The 16,061-nt window shown below is 66.8% G+C and carries 16 protein-coding genes; 1 reads left to right on the top strand and 15 read right to left on the bottom strand.

Translation table 11 applies throughout. The annotated features are described in order from the left end of the window. Nucleotides 1-162: 162 nt before the first annotated feature. The 12 genes from ACWD3C_RS41275 to ACWD3C_RS41220 all read right to left on the bottom strand — a co-directional run bounded on the left by ACWD3C_RS41275 (nt 163) and on the right by ACWD3C_RS41220 (nt 13,146). Complete coding sequence (locus tag ACWD3C_RS41275) at nt 163-1,536, bottom strand: AI-2E family transporter (RefSeq protein WP_451152632.1); 1,374 nt, start codon at nt 1,534-1,536, stop codon at nt 163-165. 204 nt (nt 1,537-1,740) lie between these two features. Then, nucleotides 1,741-2,439 carry an aggregation-promoting factor C-terminal-like domain-containing protein gene (locus tag ACWD3C_RS41270; RefSeq protein ID WP_451152630.1) on the bottom strand — a complete coding sequence of 233 codons (699 nt, stop codon included), beginning with the start codon at nt 2,437-2,439 and terminating at the stop codon, nt 1,741-1,743. Nucleotides 2,440-2,898: 459 nt separating this feature from the next. Beyond that, a complete protein-coding gene (locus ACWD3C_RS41265) occupies nt 2,899-4,224 on the bottom strand; it encodes a PhoH family protein (RefSeq protein ID WP_451152628.1) in 1,326 nt (441 codons plus the stop codon). Nucleotides 4,225-4,605: 381 nt separating this feature from the next. Beyond that, nucleotides 4,606-5,379, bottom strand: a complete 774-nt coding sequence (locus ACWD3C_RS41260) for an isoprenyl transferase (protein ID WP_451152626.1) — start codon at nt 5,377-5,379, stop codon at nt 4,606-4,608. A gap of 1,120 nt (nt 5,380-6,499) precedes the next feature. Continuing rightward, the gene (locus ACWD3C_RS41255; RefSeq protein WP_451152624.1) at nt 6,500-7,027 is read right to left on the bottom strand and encodes a GNAT family N-acetyltransferase; all 528 of its coding nucleotides are present in this window, start codon (nt 7,025-7,027) and stop codon (nt 6,500-6,502) included. A gap of 91 nt (nt 7,028-7,118) precedes the next feature. Next, entirely contained in the window at nt 7,119-7,991 is an 873-nt protein-coding gene (locus ACWD3C_RS41250; RefSeq protein WP_451152622.1) for an LLM class flavin-dependent oxidoreductase, read from the bottom strand. Between the two features lie 40 nt (nt 7,992-8,031). After that, a complete protein-coding gene (locus ACWD3C_RS41245) occupies nt 8,032-8,613 on the bottom strand; it encodes a dihydrofolate reductase family protein (protein ID WP_451152620.1) in 582 nt (193 codons plus the stop codon). Between the two features lie 264 nt (nt 8,614-8,877). Next, nucleotides 8,878-9,564: a hypothetical protein gene (locus ACWD3C_RS41240; RefSeq protein WP_451152618.1), complete on the bottom strand. Its 687-nt coding sequence runs from the start codon at nt 9,562-9,564 to the stop codon at nt 8,878-8,880. Then, nucleotides 9,561-10,241, bottom strand: coding sequence for a hypothetical protein (locus ACWD3C_RS41235; protein WP_451152616.1), 681 nt, complete (start codon nt 10,239-10,241; stop codon nt 9,561-9,563). The genes ACWD3C_RS41240 and ACWD3C_RS41235 overlap by 4 nt, the downstream gene beginning before the upstream one ends. Nucleotides 10,242-10,341: 100 nt before the next feature. Next, nucleotides 10,342-10,983, bottom strand: a complete 642-nt coding sequence (locus ACWD3C_RS41230; protein ID WP_451152614.1) for a hypothetical protein — start codon at nt 10,981-10,983, stop codon at nt 10,342-10,344. A gap of 7 nt (nt 10,984-10,990) precedes the next feature. Then, complete coding sequence (locus ACWD3C_RS41225; RefSeq protein ID WP_451152612.1) at nt 10,991-11,800, bottom strand: hypothetical protein; 810 nt, start codon at nt 11,798-11,800, stop codon at nt 10,991-10,993. Next, nucleotides 11,797-13,146: a putative T7SS-secreted protein gene (locus ACWD3C_RS41220; protein WP_451152610.1), complete on the bottom strand. Its 1,350-nt coding sequence runs from the start codon at nt 13,144-13,146 to the stop codon at nt 11,797-11,799. The genes ACWD3C_RS41225 and ACWD3C_RS41220 overlap by 4 nt, the downstream gene beginning before the upstream one ends. Nucleotides 13,147-13,290: 144 nt before the next feature. Here ACWD3C_RS41220 and ACWD3C_RS41215 point away from each other — a divergent pair, with 144 nt between their 5' ends. Next, nucleotides 13,291-13,887, top strand: coding sequence for a hypothetical protein (locus ACWD3C_RS41215; protein ID WP_451152609.1), 597 nt, complete (start codon nt 13,291-13,293; stop codon nt 13,885-13,887). Nucleotides 13,888-13,936: 49 nt separating this feature from the next. Here ACWD3C_RS41215 and ACWD3C_RS41210 read toward each other — a convergent pair whose 3' ends face one another. The 3 genes from ACWD3C_RS41210 to ACWD3C_RS41200 all read right to left on the bottom strand — a co-directional run bounded on the left by ACWD3C_RS41210 (nt 13,937) and on the right by ACWD3C_RS41200 (nt 15,947). Beyond that, nucleotides 13,937-14,236 carry a hypothetical protein gene (locus tag ACWD3C_RS41210; RefSeq protein ID WP_451152607.1) on the bottom strand — a complete coding sequence of 100 codons (300 nt, stop codon included), beginning with the start codon at nt 14,234-14,236 and terminating at the stop codon, nt 13,937-13,939. A gap of 23 nt (nt 14,237-14,259) precedes the next feature. Next, nucleotides 14,260-15,138, bottom strand: coding sequence for a hypothetical protein (locus tag ACWD3C_RS41205; protein WP_451152638.1), 879 nt, complete (start codon nt 15,136-15,138; stop codon nt 14,260-14,262). Between the two features lie 152 nt (nt 15,139-15,290). After that, nucleotides 15,291-15,947 (bottom strand): hypothetical protein, encoded by a 657-nt coding sequence (locus tag ACWD3C_RS41200; RefSeq protein ID WP_451152605.1) that lies wholly within the window; start codon nt 15,945-15,947, stop codon nt 15,291-15,293. Nucleotides 15,948-16,061: the final 114 nt, after the last annotated feature.

The raw sequence follows: 16,061 nt of genomic DNA, 5'->3' as shown, positions 1-16,061 counted from the left end.
AGGCCGACCCACAGCAACCCCCACCCACCCGCAACCGGCCCACCCACCCCCAGCAGGTCCGGGGGCGCAGCCCCCAGGCGGGGTCGAAGGGGCGGCAGCCCCTGGAGGATGGGACGGGTAGGGGCGGCGGGGGCGAAAACCCCCGGGCGCACCCCCGGCCGGCTACGCCGAAGGCGGCGCATCCGACGGCGGCGGCGAGGACGACGACGCCGAAGACGGTGACGAAGACGGCGGAGCCACCGGCGCCACCCCCATCGCCGTAGCCCCCCGAGGCACCGGAGCCCGCCGAAGAGCCGCCTCATGGGAATGGGCCCGCAGATAGCCCACCACCGTATTGGTCACCGCCACCAACGGCACCGCCACCACCGCACCGCCGATCCCCGCCACCAGCCCACCCGCGGCCACCGCGAGAACGACCGCCAGCGGATGAATCCGGACCGCGCGCCCCAGGATGAACGGCTGAAGGATGTGCCCCTCGATCTGCTGGACCGCCAGCACCACGACCAGCGTCATGACCGCCGTGAACACCCCCTGCGTCACCAGCGCGACGACCACCGCCAACGCCCCCGACACCACCGCACCGACCAGCGGGATGAAGGCGAACAGGAAGATGAACACGGCCAGCGGGACCGCCATCGGAACGTCCAGGAAGTAGATCCCCAGGCCGATGAAGATGGCGTCGATCAACGCCACCACCACCGTCCCGCGCACATACGCCGTCAGCGTCCGCCACGCCCGCGGCCCCGCCCCGGCAACCCCGGGCCGCGCCGCCGCCGGCACCAGCTTCAGCGTCCACTCCCAGATCCGCTTGCCGTCGTACAGCAGGAACAGCGTCGAGAACATCGTCAGCAGAATGCCGGCCAGGGCCTCGACGATGACCGTGACACCCTCCAGCCCCGCCGAGGTGATCGCGTCCGTGTTGTCGCTGATCGCCTCACGCAGGTTCCGGGCGATGTCGTTGATCTGGTCCTCGGTGACATGGAAGGGACTGTCGAGGAGCCAGCGGCGCAGTTCGTCGATGCCGTCCTGGATCTGGTCGGAGAGGTTGTCGATGTTCTCCATGACCTGCCAGGTCACGAACCAGCCCATCAGCCCGATGACGACGAAGCCGAGGATCGCCGTCAGCGCGGTCGCCAGGCCGCGCGGTATGCCGTGCCGGGTCAGCCGGGCCACCGTCGGCTGGAGCAGCGCGGTGATGAGGAGCGCGGCGGCGAAGGAGAGCACGATCAGCTGCACGGCGCTGATGACCCGCATCAGCACCCACACGGTGCCCGCGAGGACGAGCAGCCGCCAGCCGGCCTCGGCGGCGACCCGCACACCCCACGGAACGGCCTCGACGGGATCGGAGCGAGTGGCGACCGGGGCGGGGGGAGCGGAGGGGGAGGGAGCCGACGGCGCCTGCTCCTCGGCGGGAGCCGGAGGCTCGTCGTGGTCGTCGTCCTGCGCCTCCGCCCGCGCGCGGCGCGCCTCCAACCGCTTTCCCCATCCGGTCAGTCCGGCGCCCACCCTGCCGAGCCATCCTGGCACTCGCGACATGATCCGTCCTTCTCCCCCGTTGCGCCCCACCACTCCCCCCGGAGTCGTCGGCTCCGACCGTACATGTCCGAAGCCCCTCACCAAAGGACGGTGAAGGGCTTCAGAAGGTTGAGATCACGTGGCCGGGCGGAGGCTGGACAGGGACCGGACGGAGACCGGGCAGGACGCCTTGGCTCAGCAGGCCAGTGGTAGTGCCTCAGCAGGTCAGTAGTAGTGGTTGACCGTCCAGAAGTTCCACGCGTCGCACGGGCTGCCGTAGCGCTCGTTCATGTAGTTGAGGCCCCACTGGATCTGGGTGGCCGGGTTGGTCCGCCAGTCCGGGGCGACCGAGGCCATCTTGGAGCCCGGATTCGACTGCACGAGACCGTATGCCTCGGATGCGGGGTTGGCGGCCGTGTAGTTCCAGCTGGACTCGCGCTGCACGATCTCGCTGAAGCACGTCCACTGGTCCGCCGGGACCATCTGGCGTGCCATTTCCTGGACTTCCGCGATCGTGTACGAGCTCTGAACGTTGAAGCTGGAAGCGTCGCGGGTGGCGGACCGGCTGGCGGCCAGTTCGGCGGCCTCGCGCTCCTTGCGCTCCTGCTCCGCCCGCTCCGCCTCTTCCTTCTTGGCGATGGCGTCCTTGGCGGCCTGCTTACGGGCTGCTGCCTCGGCGTTCTTCTTCGCGCTCGTGTCCGCGGCGACGGCCTGTGCGTCGGCCTGCTGCGTCAGGGAAACGGTCTGTACCCGGGCCTGCTGCCCGACGGGTATGTCCGCGAGGAGCGTCGAGTCGCTTGCCGTCGCCTCGGCGTCGTCGTTCGGCTGCGCGGCGCTGCCCGAAGCAACTCCGACAACGCTTCCGACGGCGGTGACCGCGGTGGCGGAGGCCACTGCGAATCCCCGTACCGAAATCCGGCTCACACGGTTTCCTTCCAGCATCGCCCGCTTCGGTGACCCTGGCGGACGCAATCGTGCCCCTGGCGCTGGCCTCCCAACTGCGGGGTCACGGGAGGCACGGGCCCGGTGGGCAACTCCCGTGACGGGAGCGCCGCGTCGTGCTCGGGCGGCATACGACAACGCTATGCAGTTGGCGGTGGTGCCTGAAGTCGTGCCGTACCTCCCCCACTACGAATAGTGTGGGGGTACCCCCAGGGGTACAGATGTGTCGTATGCGGGGCCTGACAGGAATGAGACTCTGCCGCACCTGGACGCCGCGAGGCAATTCCGAGTTACGTGTGAAAGCTCACACCTCGTTTGCCCCAGGGGATTCACGGAAACCCGCACATGCCGAGGCGCCGCCCAGCTAGGCTCATCGCCTTTGCCGGACGGCGCCAACCGACAGGTAACCGGCTCCTATTGGGAGCCATCACCCGGCAGGGATCAGATCTGCCCGTCCTCCAGCATTTCGGTCACAAGGGCCGCGATCTGGGACCGTTCGGACCGGGTCAGCGTGACATGCGCGAAGAGCGGATGCCCCTTCAGCTTCTCGACCACGGCGACGACACCGTCGTACCGGCCGACCCGCAGATTGTCCCGTTGGGCCACGTCATGTGTGAGAATCACCCGCGAATTCGCGCCGATCCGGGACAGAACGGTCAGCAGAACATTCCGCTCCAGTGACTGCGCCTCGTCCACGATCACAAACGCGTCGTGCAGCGAGCGACCGCGGATGTGGGTGAGCGGAAGGACCTCCAGCATCCCTCGTGCGGTGACCTCCTCGATGACCTCGCGGGACGTGACCGCCGAGAGGGTGTCGAAGACCGCCTGCGCCCAGGGGCTCATCTTCTCGGCCTCGGAGCCGGGCAGATAGCCGAGCTCCTGTCCGCCCACCGCGTACAGGGGGCGGAAGACCATCACCTTCTGGTGCTGGCGCCGTTCCAGTACGGCCTCCAGGCCCGCGCACAGCGCGAGCGCCGACTTGCCGGTGCCGGCCCGGCCGCCCATCGACACGATGCCCACGTCCGGGTCGAGGAGCAGATCGAGCGCGATCCGCTGCTCCGCGCTGCGGCCCTTGATGCCGAACGCCTCCCGGTCGCCGCGCACGAGCCGGACGTTGCCCTCCGGTGTGACACGGCCCAGCGCCTTGCCGCGCTCCGACTGGATCGTCAGGCCGGTGTGCACGGGGAGGTCGGCGACCTCGGGGACATGGGCGGTGCCCGCCTCGAAGAGGACGTCCACCTGCTCGCCGGGCAGGGTCACTTCGGACATTCCGGTCCAGCCGGAGGAGTCCGTGATGGCGAGCTCCGCACGGTACTCCTCGGCGAGGAGGCCCACGGAGGACGCCTTGATCCTGAGCGGCAGGTCCTTCGATACGACGGTGACGTCGTACCCCTCGGCCTGCAGATTGCGGGCGACCGCGAGGATGCGGGAGTCGTTGTCCCCCAGGCGGTAGCCCGTCGGCAGAACGCTGGGGTCCGAGTGGTTGAGCTCGACACGGACCGTCCCGCCCAACTCCCCGATAGGAATGGGGGCATCGAGACGGCCGTACCTCACCCGGTAGTCGTCGAGCAGGCGCAGCGCCTGCCGGGCGAAGTAGCCGAGTTCGGGATGGTGCCGCTTGGCCTCCAACTCCGTGACCACGACGATCGGGAGCACGACCTCGTGCTCGTCGAAGCGGATCAGGGCGTTCGGGTCGGCCAGCAGGACGCTGGTGTCGAGGACGTAAGTGCGCCGGTCTGGCTTGTGGCGCTTTGTGCTGGTCACCACGGAAGGACGTACCCCCTCGTATGAGGTCGGGGAGCGACGAAGGAGATCTGGACCGGTCGTCGGCCGCCATGCGCGGGCCGCGGACCGGCCCTCCGCTTCGTCCGTGCTGTGACCGCACGGTCGGGCTGGTGCAAAGGGCCTCCCGGGCGAACGGCCCCGTGCCGTCCGCTGAGATACGACACCCGTGGTTCGGGTGTCGACCTGACTGCCTTATGCCCTCGAACATGCGCCGCCATGCCATTCCGTACGACGGCGCCCTGGTGAACTCCTCGTTACTTACGCCCCAATAGGGGTGATGTGCACCGCATCGGAAGTGCCAGCGGTACGGAGCGTCAACGTCACGTAACAGATTGCGCCAGCGCCCGCAACGGACACAGAGGGTCAGCCCCCGTAACGGCGGTGTCGCGCCCCGTAGTCACGCAGGGCGCGCAGGAAGTCGACCTTGCGGAAGGCCGGCCAGTAGACGTCGCAGAAGTAGTACTCGGAGTGGGCGGTCTGCCACAGCATGAACCCGGACAGCCGCTGCTCGCCGCTGGTGCGGATGACGAGGTCGGGGTCGGGCTGGTCGCCGGTGTAGAGGTGCTTGCCGATCAGGTCGATGTCGACGGCCTCGGCGAGGTCCTCCAGCGGGGTGCCCTTCTCTGCCGCGTCGAGCAGCATCGACCGTACGGCGTCGGCGATCTCCTGGCGGCCGCCGTAGCCGATGGCGACGTTGACGACTATCCCGTCGACGTGCGCGGTGGACTCCTCGGCCTCCTTCACCACGGTCTGCATCGGCGCGGGCAGCAGGTCGAGGGTGCCGACGTGGTGCACACGCCAGCGGCCGTCGGCGGCGAGGGAGCTGACGACGTTCTCGATGATGCCGAGGAGCGGGACCAGTTCCTCCTCGGGCCGGTCGAAGTTGTCCGTGGACAGCAGCCACAGGGTGACGACCTTGACGTCCGTCTCGGTGCACCAGCCGAGAAACTCCTCGATCTTCTCGGCTCCGGCCCGGTGCCCCTGGGCGGCGGTGGACCCGGCCGCCCTCGCCCAGCGCCGGTTGCCGTCCATGATGACGCCGATGTGCTTGGGCACCTGGGTGTGGTCGAGGTGGCCTTCCACCCTGCGTGCATAGAACCTGACCAGCAGTCGGCGCAGGTTTTCGCGCAGGTTCACGTGTTGTCAGCCCCTCCGTGCAGATCCGGTCCCCGAGGCGAAGCCTACCGCTGCGGGGCTTGGGCCCGGCTGGGAGGTGCGGTTGGTTCGCGCGGCCCCGGGGTGCGTCCTCGTCGAAACGTTCCGTGGGCGCATGAAAAAACGGGCCGGTCCGTGGGGGGGAGACGGACCGGCCCGAGGGGGGGTTTCCACCATAACCCTTCGTAAGTGATGCTGCGTGCATCGGCGTGCCAAAACTACTCTCCGGAGTCGGATGGCGACGGCCGGGTGGCGTCGAATGGGTTCATTCGACGGGGAATCATGGCCGGATCACGGCGGATTCCAAGGCAATCGAGAGGAATCGCGCGACATCCGGAGGGATACAGGGGATTTGGGCCCACTTGTGCGACACGCGGGGAGACACTCCACCACACCCCCGCACGGGTGACCCCGGCGAAGAACGCACGCTTGACGCCATTGTCGGCACCGACGCCGACACCGGCCGACACCGAAGGCCGCGCTGCACGACAGCCTGCGCCAGGGGGACGAGGTGCGGGCCCGCGGGCCGTACGGCCTGTCCCGGCTTCACACCCGACTTGCGGCCGCGGCACCGCGCAGCCCCCTCCACTGCGCGGCACCGCCCGCGCAGCTTTGCTGACGCGAATTACCTTGGTCTGAACTTACGTGACCGGGCAACCCGAAGCGAGCCACATCGGATAACGATGTGGACACCGCGTGCGCGACCTGGAGGCGGAATTGAGAGACCAGGGAGACACTTTCGCGACTTAAATACCATCTAATCACTCTCGCCCGATTAGCTCCTGCATACGCTGATCGTCCCACTCGTCCGGGGCGGCAACGGGCGAGGGGATCGCGCTTCGGGCGCTCATCGGGCGCGCTTGTGGGCCACATGCGGGCGCAGCGGCCTGTTTCCGTCCGAGGGTTCGAGGGGCCGACAGTCCGAGGGGCAAGCGCTGAGGGGCAAGTGCTGCAGTCCACAACAGAGTTGGCGATCGAGAAGGTTGCGATGGGCCCGCGTGCGTGACGCGGGCCCGGAGGTCACGCGGCGGTCACCGATCGGGCTCGCGGATGTCGGGGGCTGTGGGCCACATGGACGTCCTGCGGGCGCTGATCGGCGGGTCTACCGGGGACCATCGGCCGGTCTGACGTCGTCGAGGACGAGCAGCGCGTGTTCGTCCTCGCCGTGGTGGACCGTGTCGGCGTGGCGGAAGCCGTGGTGCTCCAGGAGGCGCACCGACGCCGTGTTGCCCTTGAACGGGTCGGCGTGGAGCGGGCGGTGTTTCTCCTGCTGGAGGAAGAGGGCCAGGGCGGTCGTGCCGACGCCTCGGCCCCAGTAGCGGCGGCCGAGCCAGTAGCCGAGGAAGCGGCGGCCGTCCTCCTCCCACCAGGCGACGATGCTGCCGGCCGGTTCGCCGCCGACCGTGACGGTCCGGACGAAGACGGTGCGGTCGCCGAGGATCTTCGTGGCCCAGTGGGTCATGAAGGCCTCGCGGGGCCGGGGCGTGAATCTCGACCGCCGTACCGCCTCCGCGTCGTTCTCATACGCGTGGAACAGCTCAAGATCGCTCTCCCGCACGCCCCGAAGCCGTACGTCGTGGTCGTCCTGTACGTCCTTGCCGTAGTCCCTATCCCTCGTCTCATCACTCATGCGCCGAGTGTGTCAGGGGGCACTGACAGTGCCCCCTGACAATCGAACCCCGGCCGCCAGGCCCGGTGGCCAGGCCCTGGTCACCGGGCCCTCACGGCACGAGTGGCCGTACCTCCTCCGCCGTGAAGCGGATGAAGGACTCGGGGGCGGGTTCGTCGGCGGTCGGCTGGAGGATCACCGTGTCGGCGCCCGCGTCGGCGAGGCGCTGTGCGGCCTCGGCGACCGCACCGGCGTCCCCCGCGACCCCGAGGTCGGGCACGGAGGCCAGGCCCTCGGCGTCGAGCTCGGCCTTGAGGCGGGTGGGACCGTCGGGACCGGTGGCGGTGAGGAGGTAGACAACGATCTTGCGGGGATCAGTCCGACCGGCGGACGCACGCCCCTCGTCGATGAGCCGACGCGCCCGGCGTACACCGTCCGGTGACGTACCGGCCGTGAGGATCGTGCCGTCCGCCGCCTCCCCGGACAGGCGGAGGGTGCGTGGCCCGGTGGCCCCGGCCAGGACCTCGACCGCAGCCGCCGGGGGCCAGTCGAGCGCGACGTCGTCCAGGCTGACGTACCGGCCGTCCATGGTGACCCGCTCCCCTCCGAGCAGCGCGCGCAGGGCCACCAGATGCTCCCGCAACAACGTCAGCGGCGACTCGGCCCGCGCGCCGACCTGCCCCATCCAGTCCTGTACGCCGTGCCCGACGCCCACGATCGCCCGGCCCGGGAACAGCCGGTGCAGCGTGGCCGTCTCCATCGCGGTGAGGGCGACGTTCCGCAACGGCACCGGCAGCAGGCCGACCCCCACCCGCACCCTCTCCGTCCAGGCGAGAGCCGCCGACGCCGCCGAGACGCCCCCTTCCAGGAAACAGTCCTCCCACAGCCACAGCTCCTCCAGCCCCGTCTCGTCCGCGAGGCGCGCCATCGCGCGGAGCCGCTCGGGAGGCAGTTGGGGCCGGAACACAGCACCGAGTCCAGTCATGCGGCCTTCCTACCCGCGCCCGGCCCGATGGACAACTCCATTACCCGTCGCTGGCGTTGGCGGACTCGTACCGTAGGAGCACGACCCCATTGGCGAAGGCCTGGCTCTCCAGCAACCGCAGCTTCGTCTTCGTCAGTGTGTCGGACTCGGGAAAGAGCGGCTTTCCCCGGCCGATGAGAACCGGATGGACGTACACCCGGTACTCGTCGATCAGGTCGTGCCGCATGAACTCGGCGGCAAGATCGGCACCCCCGACCGACAGGTCACCGCCCTCCTGGGACTTCAACGCCCTGATGTCATCCACGACCACCTCCCGCACGATCGTGGAGTGCGCGTCCGCCCGCTTCAGCGTCCGCGAGAACACGATCTTCGGCATGTTCCGCCAGATCCCGGCGAAGTCCGCCACAGTCTTGGTGGCCCCCGGATCGGCATCGGCCGTGGGCCAGAAGCCCTCCATCAGCTCATACGTCACACGCCCCATCAGAAAGGCGCCCATCCTCGCGCACTCCTCGTTGAAGTGCGTATGCAGCTCGTCGTCGACCACGTGCCAGTCGATCTCGCGGTTGGGCCCCTCGATGTAGCCGTCGAGGGACACGGACATCATCAGGACGATCTTTCTCATGACGGCTCCTGACTCCCGGCTCCCGGCCCTGGCGGGCGAATGCCACCAGCATGGCGCGGTTCCGCCTACACGAGCACGACCGCCACCCCGCACATCCCGACTCACCCGGCGCCGTCGCCGGGGTCGGCGAGGCCGGCAAGGTCAGCGATTGGCAGGTTTGAGTCACCCCGAACATCCGTGAGCAGGCACTTCCTGGGCCACCGGTGAGCCAAACCGGCCAATCGCCCACAGCGACGACCGCACGATGCGTGCCGCCCTCCAGCGCTACGCGGCGGAGCGCGCCGTCGGCGTGGTGGCGTCGTCACCGGGATCGACCTGCCCCTCCGGCCCTTCCGACGTGAAGCGAAGGCTCCACAGGACGTTGGCCATGATCGGGGCGTAGCAATGTTCCCAGTGGCCGACGTTCGGAGTGGAGAAGGCGACCAGGCACATCTGCCGACCATCTCCACTTGTCTTTGCCGGGACCGGGATCATGGCATGGAACTGGGCAGTGAGTACCTCGACAGCCTCACCGTCCGGGGAGGACACCGGGGGAAGCGTATAGATCTGGCCACCCGTGAATACGGCTGCCGGACCACATGGGGCGTCAATGACGGAGCCTGCCCACTCCGGTCCTCGTGACTCCAGGACGCCACGCAGAGTTCCACGGGCCGCCGTGGCTGCGTCGTCCCCATACGGGAAGTCGACGACGGCAACTGCCAGCGTGCCCAAGGAAGGCTCGCCTTGGAACGAGTGGAGGCAGTCAGCCGCGTACACGACGCCGACCTCCTTGAGGAGGCGGGAGACCTGGTGCAGCGCCCGGGCCATCTCGCTGAGCTTCTCCTGGTCGAGGTCACCGGTCGTCGATGGTCGTGCGTAGCGCCTGTTCAGCTCGGCCCAGGCCGTCTCGAAGTCGGCGCCGATGAGGATGTCCTCGAACTCGACCGGCACGGAGAAGTCGACGCGGATCATGAACCGTTCCCTCCCGGGCCGTCCTGTCCGTTGCCTCCGACTGGAGGAGGAGGGGCAGGAGGGGCAGGCGGCCCCCACTGCTGCGACCGCTGCTGGTTGAAGCGGGTCACCTTTCGCCGGTTGTACTCGTACCAGCTCCTCATCCAGGAGGGAATCAGCGCCGCAACGACGCCCAGGAGGGCTGCTACCACCAGCAAGGCGATCGCGCCGCCGAGCGCATCGCGTGCCACCCACGCCAGCACGAGGAAGGCGATGCTGAGGAGGGCTGCGATGATGACCAGTCCTCGCGAGCCGTGCGTTTCGTAGGCGGTCATGTTGCGCCGGGCGGAAGCCGCCTCCATCGGCGCGATCTGCCTGCCGGGGACGGGCGGCATTCCCACAGGGGCCCACGTCTGGGGGAACAAGGGGCCGCCGGCGCGCAGTCTGTCCATCGTGTACTGGGCGCGTTGGCGGACATCCGGGGAGTCGTCGCGCAGATAGATCATGCGCCACTGGCCCCGCGTGACTATCTCCGTCTCGTGAAGCCTGTAGCCCAACTCGAAGGCGACCGCCGCGATCCTATTGCTCTGCGCCACCTCGCGGCCCCTCAGCGTGATCTCTGCGGTGCCTCGCCCATCAAAGTACGCGAGGATCTGTTCATCCTCATGAGAGCCTTCACTTCTCCTGCTGCGCGGCACGGTTTTTCTCCCTCCCAGCCTTCCAGGCGTTCTCGAACCCCACGAGACCGTCGACGTGGCGACGACACCGCGAACAGCGACTCGCACGCGTTCCGGGTGTTCACTGCTGCCCGTTTCGTGGGCCCGAATGCCGACCGGCCGGTCCGAGCGGGGGTGGTGGCGGGGGCGGGCCCACATGGCCGAACCGCTGTCGATCGTAGAGCCGAACCAACTCCCGGTTCCTCTCGTACCAGCGCTTCAGCCATCGGGGAAGCAACGCGGCTGCCACGGCCAGGCAGGCAGCCACCGTCGACAGGACGATCAAGCCCTCAAGGGAATCGCGTGCCGCCCACGCAAGGGCGAGGAACCCGAGACTGAGCAACGCCGTCAAGGTGACAAGGCCCTTGACCCCGCTGGCTTCGTAGGCGGCGAGACGCTGTCGTATCGAAGCCATTTGGAACCCCGACACAAGCCTGGTCGTACCCGGCTGGTCACCAGGGACTACCCACGCGGGCAGAAGTGGGCCGCCTGCACGCAACCGTTCCAGGGTCTGCTGAGCTCGGAGGCGAGCGGTTGGCGAATCGTTGCGTACGTAGATCAGACGCACTGTACCTTTGTGCGGAATCTCGGTCGCGTGGAGGTCGTAGCCGAACTCGAAGGCGAAGGCCTCGATCTTGGTGGGGCTCACGCTCTCAAAGCCGGAGAGGAAGAACTCGGCACGGCCCCGACCGTCAAAAAGAGCCAGGATCTCTGCGTCTGTCATTGCGTATTCATCTCTTCTGCGACGGCTCAACTCCCGGCCCGGATGTGCTGGGTGTGTTCCCTGTCGGGCCCGCATTCAGCGGGGCGGCCGCAGCGGGAAGGTCGTCGAACTCGAATGTCCGGCCGATATGGGCGAGGCGAGCGCTGTAGGAGTCGAGCAGAAAGACGGAGGGCGTGGAGATGGTGACGTATACGCAGTAGCTGTGCGGTGCGGGCACGATCAGTTGCAACGCGGCCATGGGAAGCGGCGGCATCGCGAGCCCGGCATCGAGGTCGGGCAAGCGGAGAGCACGCAGAGACGTGGACATTACCGCGGGCCCGCACGGAAGCTTGGCTGCGAGCGCCATGTCCTGGGGACCTTGGAGCCCTTCACCGAGCGGGAAGCTGATCTTCTTCAGGTTCTCCTCCGCCGCTTTGGAGAAGAACCTCTGTGCGGTCGCCTGATAGATCCCTTCGGCGGTGAAGAGCCGTGTGGCAGGGCTGTGTTCGCTTGGCCGTACGGTCACGGCGAGCAGCCCCATCGACAAACGCTCGTCCCCGTCCACCTCCTCTGTGCCGATGCACATCGCCGTGAGGACCACGTTCTCCCTGGTGCTCAGGAGTGGTAGCTGACGGCGCAGGCCTTCGCTGGCAGCATCCTGCTGCCGTTCGTCGGACTCGGGCATCAGCTCGCCCATAGCCTGCCGCCAGCCGTCGGAGGCTGTCGGTTCAGGGAGCCGAACGAATTCGTCAGGAACTTGATGACGGAAGGCATAGCGGAACGGTGCTGTGTTGCTACGTTCGATGCTTCCCGTCACGCCGGGTTCAGTGACACTCATGCGGCTGTGCCCATCTGTGACGGATCAAGATGCTTGGTGAAGGTACTCCCGGAGGAGGCAAGCGCGGTGGGTGCGTCAAAGGTGGAGGGGAAGGGACCCGGGGCCACCGGCTTGTCCTCGTCGACCGCGCCGAAGTAGTCCATGAATGGGCCGACCACCGGAACGTCGCCGATCTTGAGTTCGCCGTCGGTCCAACGGCCCTGATCCCAGGTTCCGTTGTGCATGTTGGAGCCGATCGCCAAGGCTGCGCCCGTCCACGTCGCGGCCTTGTCGATCGCTACGCCTGTGGCGACGAACGACCATCCCTTGCCGCCCATGGCCAGACCCCGTGCAGAGTTGGCGACACCGCTGGGCAGACCCTTCAGCCCACCCCAGACGTTGCCGAACTTGACATTGCCAAGCGCCTTCATGAAGCCGGAGGACAGACGGAGCTCACGGCCGGCCGTGACCAGGGCGCGACCGGACTGCGCGAGCCGCGAACCGGCCAGGCCGATACCACCGGCAACAACGCCGACAGCGTCCCAGGCAATTGTCTCCCAGGTCACGTCAGCGCCGCCGGCCATGGCCGCCAGGTGGAAGGCCAGAGCGAGCCCGGCAAGGATGAAGGCCGCCACGCCGAGACCTGAGAAGAAGATCGCGAGCACACCGACGACCATGGCGATATCTGCCAGGATGTCGCCGATCATCTTCCAGAAGTTCGGATCCGTAATGGTGTCCCAGGCGTCCGCGAGCAGGTCACCGACAGCGTCCAGCGCCTCCTCGAACCAACTGGGCTCAGGAGGAGCGTCGTCAGCCGCTGCCTTGATCAGTCGCGAGACGTCCGTCGCGGCCTGTCCGTGCTCGGTCTGGAGTGAGCGGGCCCGGCTCCGGATCGCGGAGAGTTCGTTGTGCGCGGAGTCCAGAGAATCTTTCTTCTCTTTGGAGTCCTTCTCGTAACGCTCCTTTTCCTTGTCCGACATCCCGGATGTGGAGGAGGGCAGGCCGTCAACGGCGCTCCGGGCAGAGTTGACTTGTCGCGCCGCCTCCTCTGCCTCCGACTCCAGTTTCCGCGCTCTGGCCTGGAACCCGTCCAGTTGGGTCTCCCAGGATGTGAGGGCCCGGTGCGCCGTGTCCAAGGAGTCCAAGGCCTTCTTCAGGTACGGGGGGACCGCGGAGAAGGTGTCCTTGAAGGCGTCGGCGGACTTACCCGCCCACACACCGTCAGAAGAACCCATCTTGCGCAGTTCCGTCTGAGCCGTACCGCTACCGCGCGTGACTTGGCGGACAGCCTTGGTCAGCTCCCTCACAGACTCAAGATCGCCCGGAGCCGGATCGAACCCCAGATTCGGGTATTTTTCGGAACTCATCGGACTTCTCCCCGCGCCCTTATGCCACCCATGCGTGACATCCCCCTTCGACCGAGCTCTCGTTGAGGCGATAAGTTATCAGCAGTGTTTGCCCACTAGCACGTGCGCCCCCAAGCCCATGGGCGGCCGGAGGAGGAAGTTGTCGTGGATGAACGACATTTGCTGAACGGACTGATGAAGGCCATGGCGGAAGAGAAGAGCGATTACGCCGTGAGGCCCTTCTTTCCGGGGATGAAGAAATTTGCGGCCTTTGCCTATGTCGCCGAGAGGCTCGGCTATCGCTACATGGGGCACGTGCCGGGCAATGCCGCCATGAACAACCCCTACTTCCTCTTCCAACGCACACCCGACGCCCGAGAGCGAGCCATGGCCACGATGGCCGACCACCCCGGCCTGCAACGCGGGAACGCACTCCCCGGGATGCGGCCAGGTCGTGGGCTCGTCCCGGACGCGGCAGCCCGCCCCGAAGTGGATCTGTTGTACTCACGAATGATCGTGGATGCATCGGCCAGGTACAGCCCGCGAGTTCTGAGCAATGTCCTCCTTTTTCCCATCGTCGCGGCTATCTTCCTCATCTTCCCCGGCTACACCGCCGGACGCGTTCTCATCGCCGGAGGAATCTGGCTCGCACTCATCACGCTCTACCTCACAGGGCTCGCCGTAACCCGGTACAGGCGCGCCAAACATCTCGCCCGCCTGGCCGCAGCAGGGGTGGAGTGGCCGCCACGAGCGGCCGCCTGAACAATGTGAAGATTCCTGGTCACGGGCAACCAAGACCGACGGAACCGACTCACTTTTCGGCGGATTTATTTTTCAATTCATCGTGCAACTTCTGATCCAGCTTGAGAAATTCCTCAGAAGCCTTGTTAGCGAACTTGGAAATACCCTTCGTCAGCTTGGACAGCTGGCCGAATCCGTAGTCCCAGGAGTCGGCGAAATCATCGCATGCGGACTGGAGGTCGGTGTGTCCGACCTGGCTGGAGTCCGCCCGTGACATTTCTTTCGACGCTTCTTTCATGCGGCCACCGCTGTTCTCCAGTGTGCGCGCCATCTCCTTCACGTCATCCGAGTAGAACCTCAGGAACGACATGTGCACCTGCCCTGTGTGTCTGATCAGCGGTTGACGGCTTGAATCTCCTGGACAATGACGTCCTGGTCGTTGCCGAAGGTGCCGTCAGGGAGGTCTCCGCCGGCGTCGCCCGTGCCCGTCCAGGTGACTTCCCATGTGACGGTTGCCTGGAGCTTGTACGTGCCGTTGCCGGAGGAGCGGAGGTATTTGACGCCGCAGGGCGGGGTCTGGTCGGCCTTGCCTCGGGCGTAGGGCTCACCGATGGAGTTGTCGTCGTTGAGGGCGCACTCACCGGAGGCCGGGTAGGTCTCGGCGTCGGCCGTACCCGGTTCCAGTGTCAGCGAGACGGGCTTGGCGGTGGTGGTGGCCTGGATGTTCACGCCGCCGACGTTGAGCGAGGCGGTGACGGCGACCTCCTTGAACGTCGCCTCGTCGAGCCAGGCCCAGGTCGGGAGGTTGACCTTCGTGGTGGCCTCGGGAGCGAGGGTCACCTCGGTGTCGGGGACCCTGATCCTTTTGTAGGCGAGTTCGGCGAGGACCTCGGGAGTCACCGCATTCTCCAAGTCCGGGGTTTCCCCGTTCTCCACCCAGAAAGCGGCGTTGTCACACGCGAAGGCTGCCGGATCGCCTGATTCCTCGCGCCCCTTGTCCCGAACCGCTTTCCACCACATGCCTTTGCCCGTTTCGGACTCATTGAAATCCTTGTACGGGTTGCCGTTTATGTAGTGGTCCTTGGCCAGGCCATACGCTTCCCCCACACCGCTGGCGTGAGGAATGTTCCACTCCTTCTCGAACTCCTTCGCAAACTCGGCCGGTGTCCACTTGGGCTCGTACCAACAGGCAGGCGGAGACCAATCGCCAACAGGCGTGAACCCTCCCGAGCCTCCGTCTCCCGATCCACGGGTCGAGCCGCTGTACACGATGCGAGATTCGAGGGTCTGACCACTGTCTTTCTCGTTGCTTCCCTCGACGTCGAACTGGGACCCTCCCGGGTCCTTGGCGAAGGCTGTCGCGGGTGCGAGAAGTGCGCAAACGAGAGCGAGAGCGCCAGCGGCGGTAACGGAACGGGGCCAGCTCACTGAACGCACGTCTCACTCCCCCGCACGGACGTACCGTGGGACGTCTGCCAGACGCCCTGCTCGTTCTTCTCCAAGCGCGTGTTGTACAACACGTACGAGTCGTCACTGGGAGGCGTCTTGTCAACCTTCCCAGTCTTGCGGTCCTTGTTGTACGCCTTCGTCTCATCGGCGCAGAACGAGACACCCGCCGACTCGCTGTCGAACATCTCGACCTTGGGACTGAAGTACCGCGTAGTGCCCGTATACGTGATTCCGGCGTCCAGCCACTTCTGGACCCACTTAACGGACGACGTCAAAGCCTCGCCCCTGTAGTAGAACGTCATGCCAGGGGTATCCGACTTGCCTTCGAGGATGGCGTCGTTGATGGCGGTCTGAGCTCGTGCAGCGTCCGAGAGAACCGCGTCCTCGGTGGAGTCGCCCGTCTTCCAGCTTTCGAAGACGTCATCGACGCCGTCCGGGAGCGTGATGTCAGGCCGCTCGATGGAATCCGAAGGGCTCGCGCTCGGCGCGGCCGACGTATTCGTGTCGCCGGTGTCCGCTCCCACGATCTTGTCGTTGTCTGTCGAGGTGTCGCCTCCGCTCCCGCAAGCCGTCAGCAGCAGAGCTGCGGTTGCGGCGAGCGCGGCAGCAATGGGCAAAGGGCGGCGCTTCACTGTGGGCTCCCCCGTGAGGCTCAAGTTCAGTCAAGAGCACTGACGATATCGGTGGGACCAGCGGTCACGCCAGGCTGAACCCGTGCCACAGAGTGGGCATTTATTCATTTAACG

Source organism: Streptomyces sp. NPDC002845 (genome assembly GCF_053591955.1).
The sequence above is the reverse complement of the archived record's forward strand: the minus strand, read 5'-3'. Positions and strand labels throughout refer to the sequence as shown.

Excerpts from the sequence above, each read along its gene's own strand:
- ACWD3C_RS41255 (WP_451152624.1), bottom strand. The coding sequence starts at position 7,027 with ATGAGTGATGAGACGAGGGATAGGGACTACGGCAAGGACGTACAGGAC.
- ACWD3C_RS41275 (WP_451152632.1), bottom strand. The coding sequence starts at position 1,536 with ATGTCGCGAGTGCCAGGATGGCTCGGCAGGGTGGGCGCCGGACTGACC.
- ACWD3C_RS41245 (WP_451152620.1), bottom strand. The coding sequence starts at position 8,613 with ATGAGAAAGATCGTCCTGATGATGTCCGTGTCCCTCGACGGCTACATC.
- ACWD3C_RS41240 (WP_451152618.1), bottom strand. The coding sequence starts at position 9,564 with ATGATCCGCGTCGACTTCTCCGTGCCGGTCGAGTTCGAGGACATCCTC.
- ACWD3C_RS41220 (WP_451152610.1), bottom strand. The coding sequence starts at position 13,146 with ATGAGTTCCGAAAAATACCCGAATCTGGGGTTCGATCCGGCTCCGGGC.
- ACWD3C_RS41250 (WP_451152622.1), bottom strand. The coding sequence starts at position 7,991 with ATGACTGGACTCGGTGCTGTGTTCCGGCCCCAACTGCCTCCCGAGCGG.
- ACWD3C_RS41225 (WP_451152612.1), bottom strand. The coding sequence starts at position 11,800 with ATGAGTGTCACTGAACCCGGCGTGACGGGAAGCATCGAACGTAGCAAC.
- ACWD3C_RS41230 (WP_451152614.1), bottom strand. The coding sequence starts at position 10,983 with ATGACAGACGCAGAGATCCTGGCTCTTTTTGACGGTCGGGGCCGTGCC.
- ACWD3C_RS41210 (WP_451152607.1), bottom strand. The coding sequence starts at position 14,236 with ATGTCGTTCCTGAGGTTCTACTCGGATGACGTGAAGGAGATGGCGCGC.